This window comes from Streptococcus sp. 1F3 (assembly GCF_054968985.1).
Genome location: NZ_JBUEQR010000088.1, coordinates 1 through 12,931 on the forward strand (window position 1 = coordinate 1; position 12,931 = coordinate 12,931).

A 12,931-nucleotide genomic window follows, 5' to 3' on the forward strand; every position below is an offset into this window, starting at 1 on the left:
TTGAAAACTTTAAAAAACGCATTTTGATTGCTTTAAACGTAAAGAAAGAGAGAACGAAGTTCGTCCTCTCACGATGTTAGCTTTTCATCAACCCACTACAGTTGACAAAGAGCCAAGATTCAAGGAGTTTTCGTTTTTACATTTTTTCAGGAGCTTCAACACCGAGGAGGCGGAGGGCTTCTTTTAGAACGATAGCTGTTGCATAGGCTAGGGCAAGTCGGCTATCACGTTCTGGATTTTCATCAAGGATGCGGGTATGCGCATAGTATTTGTTAAAGGATTGGGCAAGATTGATGGCATATTTTGCAATCAAGGATGGGTCGTACTTATCCGCAGCTTTTTCGATGATTGTTGTGAAGTTTTGGAGATGTTTGATAATTTCCCAACTTTCTGCATCGGTTAATTGATAGTGGTTGTCAACTGCAGGGGTAAAGTTCCCCTTGCGAAGAATAGACTGGATTCGTGCATAAGCATATTGGACATAAGGTCCAGTTTCTCCTTCAAAGGATACCATGGCTTCCAAGTCAAAATCATATCCATTTTCGCGATCTGTTTTGAGATCAAAGAATTTTACAGCACCGACCCCAACAGCTTCTGCGACTGCTTCCCTATTTTCTAAATCGGGATTTTTTTCCTGGATTTGGGATAGGGCACGGGCAACAGCTTCATCAAGGGTTGGTTCTAAGAGGATAATATTTCCTTTACGAGTGGATAATTTTTTCTTATTTTTAGTCACCAGACCAAAACTGATATGAAGCAGATCCTCACTCCAGCTAAGTCCCATTTCTTTAAGAACAGCTTTCAATTGCTTGAAGTGGTTGGCTTGTTCTTGACCCACGACATAAATATTTTTATCAAAGTCGTACTGTTCTTTGCGGTAGAGGGCAGTAGCAATATCACGGGTGATATAGAGGGTCGCACCATCTGATTTCATGATGAGGGCCGGTGGTAGATTGTAGTCTTCGAGGTCGACAATCATCGCCCCATTTGATTCTTGCAGGAGGTCCTTTTCTTTAAGAATCTCAATCCCCTTGTTCATTTTATCGTTATAGAAAGCCTCTCCTTGGATGTGGTCAAAGCGAATATGTAGCTTATCGTAAATACGGTTAAACTCGACCAAGCTCTCATCGCGGAACCATTGCCAGAGCGCAAGAGCTTCTGCGTCACCGTCTTCTAATTTCTTAAACCATTTGCGTCCTTCTTCATCCAATTCAGGATTTTCATCAGCTTCAGCATTGATGCGGACATAGAGTTTGAGCAGTTCAGAAATTGGATTGGCTTCAACAGCAGCCTTATCTCCCCATAATTTGTAGGCAACAATTAAGAGACCAAACTGTTTGCCCCAGTCTCCCAAATGGTTGATCCGAAGTGCCCGATAGCCCATTTTTTCATAGATGTTTGCAAGGGCATCTCCAATAACGGTCGAACGCAAGTGACCAACGGAGAAAGGTTTTGCGATATTTGGGCTAGACATGTCAATCGTGATATTTTTTCCATGTCCACGCTCTTGTTGTCCGTAGTGCTCTTTTTCTTTGATGACCTGAGTCAAGGTTGCGTGTGAAATGGCAGCCTTATCCAAGAAAAAGTTGACGTAAGGTCCGGTTGCAACTACTTTTTCAAATCCATCAGTATCTAGTTTTTCAGCGATGGCAGCTGCAATAGCTTGAGGCGCTTTGCGTTCAACTTTTGCTAACGAAAAAGCTGGGAAAGCAATGTCGCCCATTTCAGATGATTTAGGTTTTTCTAATAGTCCATAAATGGTTTCTAGGTCGAGACTAGGAATGGTCGTTGCTAGTTTTTCAGCAACAAGCATTTTTTGATTCATAATAAACCTCCAGAGTTATTCATTCTATTTTAACACATTTCTGCTTTTACGCATGAGAAAACGGCTAAAATTTGTTATAATATTCATAATGATACAGTTAGTTAGAGGTAGATGAGTGAGTAAAGCAGAACGACAACAGCTAATTCAAACGATGATTCGTCAAGAAAAGATTCGAACTCAGGCAGAAATCAAGCAGGGACTTGAACGACATGGAATTTCCGTAACCCAGACGACCCTGTCACGAGACTTGCGGGAATTGGGGCTGGTGAAGATGCATGAAAAAGGACAGTCTTATTATAGCTTGCCAACGAGTGAAGCAGGGATAGCTTTTAGTCAATTGTTGGCTCAGTATGCCTATAAGGTAGAGCGGGCAAGTTTTATCTTAGTGCTCCATTCAGAATTGGGAGAGGCGGCCCTAATGGCGAATATCATTGATATTGAAAGACCTGCGACTATTTTGGGAACCTTGGCAGGTGCGGATACCTTGCTCGTCATTTGTCGCGATGAAGAGGCGGCGAAACAGGTTGAAGCGGAGATAAATTCTTATTTAGATTGAGAGGGGAGAGATGACAAAAGAAAAAATTTCACCCGGAATGCAACAGTATCTGGATATAAAAGCTCATTATCCAGATGCTTTTTTACTATTTCGTATGGGTGATTTCTATGAACTATTTTATGATGATGCAGTAGAGGCAGCCCAAATTTTGGAATTGGCCTTGACTAGTCGCAATCGCAATGCAGAAAATCCAATTCCGATGGCAGGTGTCCCTTATCATGCAGCCCAGCAATATATTGATACCTTGGTTGATTTGGGGCATAAGGTTGCAGTTGCAGAGCAGGTAGAAGACCCCAAGACAGCGGTGGGTGTTGTCAAGCGAGAAGTGGTACAAATTATCACGCCTGGAACGGTTGTAGATTCTTCAAAGATTGGCTCAGAAAGCAATTTCTTAGTTGCTATCGAGCGCGAGGGGGCAACCTATGCCTTGGCTTATATGGATGTGGCAACAGGGCAATTCTTTGTGACGAGCTTGGATGACTTCATGAGCTTGTGCGGGGAGATTCGCAATCTACGGGCGCGTGAATTGGTCATTGGCTACCAATTACCAGAAGAGGAGGAGTTGGTCCTTACCAGCCAGATGAATCTTCTCTTATCGTATGAGGATACGGTAGCAGATGATGTTCAGTTGATTGATCTCTCCTTGATTGAAGTAGAGAAAAAAGCTGCAGGAAAGCTGCTCAACTATGTCTTGCGGACACAGTTGCGTGATTTGGTACATTTGCAAAAGGTTCAACATTATGAAATTAAGGACTATTTGCAAATGGATTATGCAACCAAGTCTAGCCTTGACCTGTTAGAGAATGCTCGTACAGGAAAGAAACATGGTAGTCTCTATTGGCTTCTTGATGAGACCAAGACGGCTATGGGTTTACGCTTGTTGCGTTCTTGGATTGACCGTCCTCTTATTGACCGGACGAAAATTGAATCGCGCCAGCGTGTCGTTCAGGTCTTTCTTGACTATTTCTTTGAGCGTAGTGACTTAATTGAGGGCTTAAAAGGGGTGTATGACATCGAACGCTTGGCTAGTCGTGTCTCCTTTGGTAAAACCCTGCCCAAAGACTTGCTCCAGTTGGCGCAGACACTGGCGAATGTTCCTGCAATTAAGGCTATTTTGGAGCAGATAAACGAGCCTGCTCTTGCCCCATTGATTGCGGGACTAGATGCGATTCCAGAACTCCATGCTCTGATTAGTGAAGCAATTGATCCGGAGGCTCAGGGCTCGATTACAGACGGTGATATTATCAAAACGGGCTTTGATACAACCTTAGATCAGTACCGCTTGGTTATGAGAGAAGGGACAGGTTGGATCGCTGAAATAGAAGCTAAGGAGCGAGCAAATTCAGGAATTAACAATCTGAAAATTGATTATAATAAAAAAGACGGTTACTATTTCCATGTGACCAACTCCAATAGAAATAATGTTCCAGAGCATTTTTTCCGTAAGGCAACCTTGAAAAATTCAGAGCGCTATGGTACGGAAGAATTAGCTAAAATTGAAGGGCAGATGCTTGAAGCTAGAGATAAATCAGCCCATCTAGAGTATGAAATCTTCATGCGTATCCGCCAAGAGGTTGAAAGGTATATCGGTCGTTTGCAGCGTTTGGCTCGGGTCATTGCAACGATTGATGTACTTCAATCCTTTGCTGTGGTTGCAGAAAAACAGCGCTATATATGTCCTCATTTTACCGATAGCCACCAGTTAGCCATTGAGCAGGGACGGCATGCGGTCGTCGAAAAAGTCATGGGCAAGCAGACCTATATTCCCAACTCGATTGTTCTTGATGAAACAACCAATATGCAGCTGATTACTGGACCAAATATGAGCGGTAAGTCCACTTATATGCGTCAGTTGGGTATGATGATTATCATGGCGCAAATGGGGTCTTATATACCTGCTGAGCAAGCGACATTGCCGATTTTTGATGCCATCTTTACGCGGATTGGGGCTGCTGATGATTTGGTTAGCGGTCAGTCTACCTTTATGGTGGAGATGATGGAGGCAAATAAAGCAGTTCGGTTGGCTAGTGAGCGTTCCTTGATTCTCTTTGATGAACTAGGACGCGGTACTGCGACCTATGATGGAATGGCACTGGCTCAGTCTATTATCGAATATATCCATGATCGTATCGGAGCAAAAACGCTCTTTGCAACTCACTATCATGAATTGACCGACTTAAGCGAAACCTTGCTTCATTTGGAAAATGTCCATGTTTCGACATTAGAAAATGACGGTCAGGTGACCTTCTTACATAAGATTGCACCAGGACCAGCAGACAAGTCCTACGGGATTCATGTGGCAAAAATAGCTGGCATGCCTGATGAACTGTTGCAGCGTGCAGATACCATTTTGAAATCTTTAGAAAATCAGGTTCAAGTCCCACAGGAAATGGAGAAGGTCAATCAGGTAGAAACAACAGGACAATTGAATCTCTTTACGGAGGAACATCCAGCGCTTGAGCAATTAGCCACACTTGATGTGTATAGCATGACCCCGCTCGAAGCCATGAATGCCTTAGCAGAATTAAAGAAATTGCTGTAAGAGTAGAATAGTATGCGAAAACCTAGCGTTTCACGAACCATCCGAATGTACTTTAAAAACGATTCGGATGGTTTTTTATAGCATTTTTTGAGACCTAGAGTCAAAAATGAGGAATGAGACTCCAAAGGGGGTACTTTCTTTTACACTACCTAAGAAAAAATTAAACGAAATGAGTTGTTGAAATAAACGGAGTATTAGTGTCTCGAGATGAAAAACAACCATATAGACAACCGGTCTTACCATATAAGCAATTGCTATTGAAATTCACTAGTAAAGGGTGTTTAATTAAAGATAAGAAAGGAGTTTCTATGAAAGTAAGAGTAAGGATTGATCCAAAGGTTGCAGAAGATCAAGTTACGATTGAAGCACATAGCATGACCCCCACCGTCTCAGATTTAGTCTCCTATATCAGACAGTGGGAGAAACAGCCGACAAACCTAAAGGTGAGAAGGGGGAGGGAGGTCTATTTTTTTGAATGGGGCGATATTACTAGGTTCTATCTAGAAAATCGTATATTGCAGGTCAAAGTGCATGGTGTCTCTTACCAATCATCTTTGCGACTATATCAAGTCAAAGAGATGTTGCCGGAGTATTTCCTGCAAATTTCCCAATCGGAAATCATCAATTTACACCAATTGGACCATTTACAATTAACGACAAATGGTCTTGTCAAACTTATCTTAAAAAATAAGGATGTGACTTATTCATCACGTCGTTATCTTAAAACGATCAAGGAGGTCTTGCATCTATGAAGCGCTATCTTTATTCCGCTAGTCTAGGTATTAGCATTGGCGTAAGTACTTCGCTCGTCATGTCTATCTGTTTTGGGCAAGGAGACTATCTCCCCTTTAATCCAACCTCAACCATGGGACGCTATTATCTAAATCACTTTAATCCTGTAGAACATATGTTTATATCAGTTCTTATTTGGGCTACGATTGGTTTGTTATTTCAAGCAGCAGATTGGATCTTTAAGCAAGATTGGAGTTTGGTGAAGATGACCCTTACTCATTTTTTTCTAACAGCAGTTGGCTTTACTTCTCTGGCTTTGCTGGCAGGGTGGTTTCCAATTAATCCTTTTTGGATTCTAGTCTTTGAGAGTATCTTCATTCTCATCTATATCCTTATCTTTTTTATCAATTACCAATCAATGAGAAAGCAGATAGAAACGATTAACCAGAAATTGGAGAAATAAATGTTTTTTGCAGAAGCAAGTGCTTCTAGAAGAATTTATCTTTTTTCTGAGCTTTTAGACCGTATTATAAACTAAAAGTCTATAAAGGCTGCTCCATAAAGAGCACAGTAGGGGGAGGGTGCTCTACGACAAACTCATGAAGAAAACCTCATCTTTCAGAAATCATATTTTCAATATTGCCGTCAGTTTTTTGTAAAAAACATGAGATAATAGCTTTGGAAATGAGGGCTTTCCCCTGTTAAAGTGTACGTTTTGTGAAAAAAATTTGAAAAAATGTATGTAGCTAGAAAATCGTTACATACATTTTCTTCATGCGTACGGCGTGTGGGTGCTTTTTTATATCCATTCAAATGATGGACTTTATGGTATAATAGTATAATAGGGGCATTAGAAAGGCAGGAATAAATTATGGCAACGATTATTGAATTACCAGAAGTCCTAGCCAATCAGATTGCAGCAGGAGAAGTCATTGAGCGCCCAGCTAGTGTGGTCAAGGAATTGGTAGAAAATTCAATCGATGCAGGTTCTACCCAAATTAGCATCAGTATTGAAGAATCAGGATTAAAAACAATCGACATTAGCGACAATGGAGAAGGAATAGCACCTGATCAGGTATCGCTATCCCTTCGTCGTCATGCAACCAGTAAAATTAAAAGCCAGTCAGACCTATTTCGGATTCGAACCTTAGGTTTTCGTGGCGAGGCTCTGCCCTCTATAGCCTCTGTTAGTCGGATTCGCATTGAGACTGCGACAGCAGGAGTAGACCATGGACTTGTGCTTGAAGCAGCAGCAGGACAAGTGACGAGAGAAGAGATAATGAGCCGCCCTGTCGGTACACGAATGATAGTGGAGGACTTGTTCTATAATACGCCTGCACGGCTTAAGTATGTTAAGAGCCAGCAGGCAGAACTATCCCATATTGTGGATGTGGTCAATCGGTTGAGTTTAGCCCATCCGGATATTGCTTTTAGTTTGAACAATGAGGGGCGAAACTTGATTCAGACAGCGGGTACCGGCAATCTTCGTCAGGCAATCTCCGGTGTTTATGGGATTGCATCGGCTAAAAAAATGATAGAAATTGAAGCAGAGGACTTGGATTTCCGAGTGACAGGTTATGTGTCTTTGCCAGAATTGACACGAGCTAACCGCAATTATATCAGTATTTTTATTAATGGGCGCTATATCAAGAATTTCTTACTCAACCGTGCTATTTTGGATGGATATGGGAGCAAACTCATGGTCGGCCGTTTTCCACTAGCTGTCATTGCGATTCAAATTGATCCTTATTTAGCAGATGTTAATGTTCATCCGACCAAGCAGGAGGTGAGGATTTCTAAAGAAAAGGAATTGATGGCTCTGATCCGTGAGGCGATTGCAGGAGCGCTCAAGGAGCAAGACCTGATTCCAGACGCTTTGGAAAATCTTGCTAAATCAAGTACCAGAACGAAGATCAAGACTGAGCAAGTAACTCTTCCCTTAAAGGAAAGTAATCTGTATTACGACACAGTTCGTCAGGATTTCTTTGTCAAACCTCAAATGATTTCCGAAGAGATGGAGGAGCCTGAAGTTGTCAAGCGACTTGACAATGAAGTTGACAAGGATGACAACACAGTTGACAGCGAACTTGACAAACCAGTCAATATTAAATTTGCCCAACGAGAAGAAAGAGCAACCGCTGATAAAGAGCATCCAAGCCTTGGAAGAAAAGAACTGGCAAAATTAGCGGATCAATTAGAAAGCGAAGAAACCTCAACCTTTCCTGAATTGGAATATTTCGGACAAATGCACGGTACCTACCTATTTGCTCAAGGACAGGCAGGTCTTTATATCATCGATCAACACGCAGCTCAAGAGCGGGTCAAGTATGAGGAATACCGTGACAGTATTGGAAATGTAGACAATTCTTCCCAGCAACTCTTGGTTCCTTATATCTTTGATTTTCCAGCAAATGATGCCCTGACCCTCAAGCAAAAATTGGATGACTTGTGTCAAGTTGGTGTCAACCTAGAGGAATATGGTGTTCACCAATTCATTTTACGGGAGCACCCGATTTGGATGAAAGAAGATGAAATTGAATCAGCTGTCTATGAGATGTGCGATATGCTCTTATTGACAGATGAAGTATCGATTAAGCGTTATCGAGCAGAACTGGCTATCATGATGTCTTGTAAACGCTCAATTAAGGCGAACCATTCTTTGGATGATTATTCAGCTCGGCATTTGCTACGGCAATTAGGGACCTGTAAAAATCCCTATAATTGTCCACACGGGCGACCAGTTCTTGTTCATTTTACAAGGTCAGATATGGAAAAAATGTTTCGACGCATTCAGGAAAATCATACTAGTCTGCGTGAATTAGGCAAATATTAGGTAAAAGAAAGAATATATGTACGACTATATCAAAGGAATATTAACCAAAATAACTGCTAAGTATATTGTAGTTGAGACAGGGGGAATTGGTTTTGTCTTGCAAGTTGCCAATCCCTATGCTTATTCAGGAAGTGTGAATCAGCAGGTGACTGTTTACAGCCATCAAGTCATTCGAGACGATGCACATCTGTTGTATGGTTTTCGAACGGAGGCAGAAAAATCAGTCTTTTTGAGCTTGATTTCTGTTTCAGGAATTGGACCGACAACGGCTCTTGCCATTATTGCAGTTGATGATAATGACGGCTTGGTACGGGCAATTGAGCAAAAAAATATTACGTACTTGACTAAGTTTCCAAAGATTGGTAAAAAAACAGCCCAGCAAATGGTACTGGATTTGGAAGGGAAGTTTGTTCTCTCCAATCAGACTGAGCTTCCAAGTGTGGCAGTTGAAGAGTCAGTCAATATTGCTCTTGATGAAGCGATGGAAGCGATGGAGGCTTTGGGATACCGTCCGGCTGAATTGAAAAAAATTAAGAAATTCTTTGAGGGAACAACAGATACGGCTGAAAACTATATCAAGTCAGCCCTCAAGATGTTGATGAAATAGGTAGAAAATGAATGAAGCGATGTGGTTGGGTGAAAGAAAATAATCCCTTATATGTATCTTACCATGATGATGAGTGGGGGCGACCTGTCAAGGACGATCGACTTCTTTTTGAGCTCCTCTGCCTAGAAAGTTATCAAGCTGGTCTAGCTTGGGAGATAGTGCTTCATAAACGGGAGATCTTTCGTCAAGTTTTCCACGACTATGATGTGGCAAAAGTCGCACAAATGACTGATAGTGAGCTAGAAAAGCTACTAGAAAATCCGGCTATTATCCGCCATAGGGGTAAGATCTTTGCTACTCGGCAGAATGCACAAGCCTTTTTAAACATTCAGAAAGAGTATGGAACTTTTGTAGCTTATCTCTGGTCTTGGGTTGACTTTACACCAATTGACAACCTTGTAAAGGATTATCGGAAGGTTCCCAGCAGGACGGCATTATCCGAGCAATTGTCCCAGGACTTGAAAAAGCGAGGCTTTAACTTTGTAGGTCCAGTCTGTATTTACTCCTACATGCAGGCGACAGGTCTAGTCAATGATCATGAGCTAGATTGCCATGTTCGAAAGGCCACTCTGTAAAAACAGTTCCTCCTAGTTATTCAGACCTTTTGCTAAACTAGGATGTCATCATTAGGAAAAAGTTACGAATAATAAGATAAGGAGGTTGATATGAAGGCAGAGCTGATTGCAGTTGGTACGGAGATTCTGACAGGACAAATTGTGAATACCAATGTTCAATTCTTATCAGAAAAACTTGCTGAAGTAGGTATTGATGTCTTTTTTCATACCACAGTAGGCGATAATGAAGCACGTCTCTTGTCTGTCTTAGATATTGCTAGTAAGCGCAGTGAGCTGGTTGTTCTCTGCGGTGGCTTAGGGCCAACTGAAGATGATTTGACCAAGCAAACGCTGGCTAAGTTTTTAGGGAGAGGCTTGGTCTTTGATCAGGTAACTTTGGATAAATTAGACCGCTTTTTCGCAAGCAGAAAGGGACGGATCCGAACTCCGAATAATGAACGACAAGCCCAGCTGGTAGAAGGAAGCATCGCACTACATAATCCAGCAGGTCTGGCCGTAGGAGGTCTGATTGAGCAGGATAGTGTGACCTATATTGTATTACCTGGCCCACCTAGTGAATTAAAGGCAATGTTTACAGAAAGTTTACAGCCTTTACTATCTCATTCAAGGGAGAAGCTATATTCCCGTGTCTTACGCTTCTTTGGAATTGGTGAAAGTCAACTGGTGACAATTTTAGCAGATTTAATCGCATCTCAGACGGATCCAACGTTAGCTCCCTATGCTAAGACAGGAGAGGTTACCTTGCGTTTATCGACAAAGGCTGAAGAGGACGAGAGTGCTAATCAGAAATTGGACCAATTGGAAAGAGCAGTCTTAGCTCGAGAACCTCTCGCTACATGTTTATATGGATATGGTGAAGAGAACAGTTTGTCGAAAATAGTAGCTCGTGAATTAGAGGCGCAAAAAGTGAGTTTTGCGATTGTGGAAAATGTGACGGCCGGATCCTTGCAAGCAGGTTTGACACTTGATTTACAAAATCGTCATTTATTTAAAGGTGGCTTGGTAGTCAATGAAGAGGACATAACTGCTATAAGAGCAGAAGAATTGGCAGGTTTCATTTGTAAGGATTTAGATGCTTGCTTGGGTCTAGTCCTGTTAGGGAAGGTTAGTCCAGAATCTCAAATGGATCAGGTTATGGCGAACTACTTTATTGCCCTTTCTTTAAATGGTCAGGTGATTGTTCAAGAAGTTGATTTGGGAGGTTATACAGAGCAAGACATGCGTCAAATTGCCTGTTTACACGCCTTAAATGCTATGCGTAATATTTTGTTAAACCATAAATTTTTGCTATAATGAGCTAAGAAATCAGAAATAGAGGAGAAAGAAGTTGGCAAAAAAAACTAGTAAAAAATTAGAAGACATTACCAAAAAATTTGGGGATGAACGTAAGAAAGCCCTAGATGATGCATTAAAAACGATTGAGAAGGATTTTGGTAAGGGAGCCATCATGCGTCTCGGGGAGCGTGCTGAACAAAAAGTGCAGGTCATGAGTTCGGGAAGTCTGTCTATTGATATTGCCTTAGGGGCTGGTGGTTATCCGAAAGGAAGAATCATCGAAATTTATGGTCCAGAAAGTTCAGGTAAGACAACAGTAGCTCTTCATGCAGTAGCGCAAGCGCAGAAAGAAGGAGGCATTGCGGCCTTTATTGATGCGGAGCATGCTCTTGATCCAGCTTATGCTCAGGCACTTGGAGTTAATATTGATGAATTACTTCTATCCCAACCAGACTCTGGAGAGCAGGGGCTTGAAATTGCTGGCAAATTGATTGATTCAGGTGCGGTCGATCTTGTGGTTATTGACTCAGTTGCAGCCCTTGTTCCTCGTGCTGAGATTGACGGCGAAATTGGTGATAGCCATGTTGGTTTACAGGCCCGTATGATGAGCCAAGCAATGCGCAAGTTGTCTGCTTCCATCAATAAGACTAAGACAATCGCCATTTTTATCAACCAATTACGTGAAAAAGTCGGAGTGATGTTTGGCAATCCAGAAACAACTCCTGGCGGACGTGCGCTTAAGTTTTATGCTTCCGTTCGTATGGACGTTCGTGGAAATACTCAAATTAAGGGGAGTGGTGACCAAAAAGACACAAATGTCGGAAAAGAAACCAAGGTCAAAGTGGTAAAAAATAAGATTGCTCCTCCTTTCAAGGAAGCCATTGTGGAAATTATGTACGGTAAAGGGATTTCACAAACGGGTGAACTGATTGAGATTGGTAGCAATTTAGGTATTGTAAAAAAAGCAGGTGCTTGGTATTCTTACAATGACGAGAAGATTGGACAAGGTTCAGAAAATGCTAAGAAATACTTGGAGGACCATCCAGAAGTATTTGCAGAAATTGATCGTAAAATCCGTGTTCACTATGGCTTGATTGAGGATACAGGACCGGCTGAGGTTACTGAAAAGCCAGAAGCACCATCAGATATTCAAGACGTTGTTCTTGATTTGGACGGTGGGATTGAATTGGAAGATTAAGAATGAAAAGAGGTTGAGAGCTGCTTGCTTCCCTCTTTTTTGTAGAAAAATGTCATTTACGAATGTTTTTGGTCTTTTTTACGAAATAATGAGGTAAAAAATGGAAAATAGGTCTTTAGACTGAAGCCTTTCTATGGTATAATGGAGTATAATTTGTTTAAGACAATGTAGCAAAGGAGAGACTACATGATTAAAATTTATACAGTTTCAAGTTGTACAAGTTGTAAAAAAGCTAAGAATTGGCTCAATGCTCACCAATTATCATACAATGAACATAATTTAGGAAAAGAATCAATTAGCAAGGAAGAGATTTTAAATATCCTAACCAAGACGGAAAATGGCATTGCAAGTATTGTATCTTCAAAGAATCGTTATGCTAAGAATCTCGACTGTGACATTGAAGATTTAAGCGTCAACGAAGTGATTGACTTAATTACGGAAAATCCACGGATTTTAAAAAGTCCTATTTTAATTGATGAAAAGCGTCTTCAGGTAGGGTACAAAGAAGACGATATCCGTGCTTTTCTACCTCGTTCTGTGCGCAATGTGGAGAACGCACAGGCCCGTTTACGTGCGGCCCTATAAGATATATACTAGAGAGAAAAGTTTGATTTTTTGAATCAAACTTTTCTTACTTGCAGGGGGTCAGAAAAGAATGGAATAGAGTGTGTAAAAGTTTGTGAAATCGGCTATTATATAGGCACGCCAAACGCATGAAACTGAAATAGTTTCAGAAAAGGTATGTAAGCGATCTTATCATAGCGCCCAGTGCCTAAAAAGTGGTATCC

The 12,931-nt window shown here is 41.4% G+C and carries 11 protein-coding genes; 10 read left to right on the forward strand and 1 reads right to left on the reverse strand.

Going from position 1 to position 12,931, the window contains the following annotated elements; all coding sequences use genetic code 11:
• Positions 1 to 136 precede the first annotated feature (136 nt).
• Positions 137 to 1,825: an arginine--tRNA ligase gene (gene argS / locus ACVPON_RS08110; RefSeq protein WP_462878117.1), complete on the reverse strand. Its 1,689-nt coding sequence runs from the start codon at positions 1,823 to 1,825 to the stop codon at positions 137 to 139.
• A gap of 115 nt (positions 1,826 to 1,940) precedes the next feature.
• On the opposite strand from argS, the gene argR reads away from it, so the two are divergent.
• The 10 genes from argR (at position 1,941) to spx (ending at position 12,728) form a co-directional block, all read left to right on the forward strand.
• Complete coding sequence (gene argR / locus ACVPON_RS08115; protein ID WP_462878119.1) at positions 1,941 to 2,381, forward strand: arginine repressor; 441 nt, start codon at positions 1,941 to 1,943, stop codon at positions 2,379 to 2,381.
• A 10-nt stretch (positions 2,382 to 2,391) separates the two neighbouring features.
• Positions 2,392 to 4,923, forward strand: a complete 2,532-nt coding sequence (mutS, locus tag ACVPON_RS08120; RefSeq protein ID WP_462878121.1) for a DNA mismatch repair protein MutS — start codon at positions 2,392 to 2,394, stop codon at positions 4,921 to 4,923.
• A 308-nt stretch (positions 4,924 to 5,231) separates the two neighbouring features.
• Positions 5,232 to 5,675, forward strand: coding sequence for a LytTR family DNA-binding domain-containing protein (locus tag ACVPON_RS08125; RefSeq protein WP_462878123.1), 444 nt, complete (start codon positions 5,232 to 5,234; stop codon positions 5,673 to 5,675).
• Positions 5,672 to 6,118 (forward strand): DUF3021 domain-containing protein, encoded by a 447-nt coding sequence (locus tag ACVPON_RS08130; protein ID WP_462878125.1) that lies wholly within the window; start codon positions 5,672 to 5,674, stop codon positions 6,116 to 6,118. Before ACVPON_RS08125 ends, ACVPON_RS08130 begins: the two co-directional genes overlap by 4 nt.
• Positions 6,119 to 6,526: 408 nt before the next feature.
• The gene (gene mutL / locus ACVPON_RS08135; protein WP_462878127.1) at positions 6,527 to 8,488 is read left to right on the forward strand and encodes a DNA mismatch repair endonuclease MutL; all 1,962 of its coding nucleotides are present in this window, start codon (positions 6,527 to 6,529) and stop codon (positions 8,486 to 8,488) included.
• 16 nt (positions 8,489 to 8,504) lie between these two features.
• On the forward strand, positions 8,505 to 9,095 hold the full coding sequence (ruvA, locus tag ACVPON_RS08140; protein ID WP_462878128.1) for a Holliday junction branch migration protein RuvA: 591 nt from the start codon (positions 8,505 to 8,507) through the stop codon (positions 9,093 to 9,095).
• Positions 9,096 to 9,106: 11 nt separating this feature from the next.
• A complete protein-coding gene (locus ACVPON_RS08145; protein WP_462878129.1) occupies positions 9,107 to 9,670 on the forward strand; it encodes a DNA-3-methyladenine glycosylase I in 564 nt (187 codons plus the stop codon).
• Positions 9,671 to 9,760: 90 nt separating this feature from the next.
• The gene (locus ACVPON_RS08150; RefSeq protein ID WP_462878131.1) at positions 9,761 to 10,963 is read left to right on the forward strand and encodes a competence/damage-inducible protein A; all 1,203 of its coding nucleotides are present in this window, start codon (positions 9,761 to 9,763) and stop codon (positions 10,961 to 10,963) included.
• Positions 10,964 to 10,997: 34 nt separating this feature from the next.
• On the forward strand, positions 10,998 to 12,143 hold the full coding sequence (gene recA / locus ACVPON_RS08155) for a recombinase RecA (RefSeq protein WP_462878133.1): 1,146 nt from the start codon (positions 10,998 to 11,000) through the stop codon (positions 12,141 to 12,143).
• 186 nt (positions 12,144 to 12,329) lie between these two features.
• The gene (spx, locus tag ACVPON_RS08160) at positions 12,330 to 12,728 is read left to right on the forward strand and encodes a transcriptional regulator Spx (RefSeq protein WP_462878134.1); all 399 of its coding nucleotides are present in this window, start codon (positions 12,330 to 12,332) and stop codon (positions 12,726 to 12,728) included.
• Positions 12,729 to 12,931: the final 203 nt, after the last annotated feature.

Excerpts from the sequence above, each read along its gene's own strand:
- argS (WP_462878117.1), bottom strand. The coding sequence starts at position 1,825 with ATGAATCAAAAAATGCTTGTTGCTGAAAAACTAGCAACGACCATTCCT.
- ACVPON_RS08125 (WP_462878123.1), top strand. The coding sequence starts at position 5,232 with ATGAAAGTAAGAGTAAGGATTGATCCAAAGGTTGCAGAAGATCAAGTT.
- mutL (WP_462878127.1), top strand. The coding sequence starts at position 6,527 with ATGGCAACGATTATTGAATTACCAGAAGTCCTAGCCAATCAGATTGCA.
- ACVPON_RS08130 (WP_462878125.1), top strand. The coding sequence starts at position 5,672 with ATGAAGCGCTATCTTTATTCCGCTAGTCTAGGTATTAGCATTGGCGTA.
- mutS (WP_462878121.1), top strand. The coding sequence starts at position 2,392 with ATGACAAAAGAAAAAATTTCACCCGGAATGCAACAGTATCTGGATATA.
- ACVPON_RS08145 (WP_462878129.1), top strand. The coding sequence starts at position 9,107 with ATGAAGCGATGTGGTTGGGTGAAAGAAAATAATCCCTTATATGTATCT.
- ruvA (WP_462878128.1), top strand. The coding sequence starts at position 8,505 with ATGTACGACTATATCAAAGGAATATTAACCAAAATAACTGCTAAGTAT.
- ACVPON_RS08150 (WP_462878131.1), top strand. The coding sequence starts at position 9,761 with ATGAAGGCAGAGCTGATTGCAGTTGGTACGGAGATTCTGACAGGACAA.
- spx (WP_462878134.1), top strand. The coding sequence starts at position 12,330 with ATGATTAAAATTTATACAGTTTCAAGTTGTACAAGTTGTAAAAAAGCT.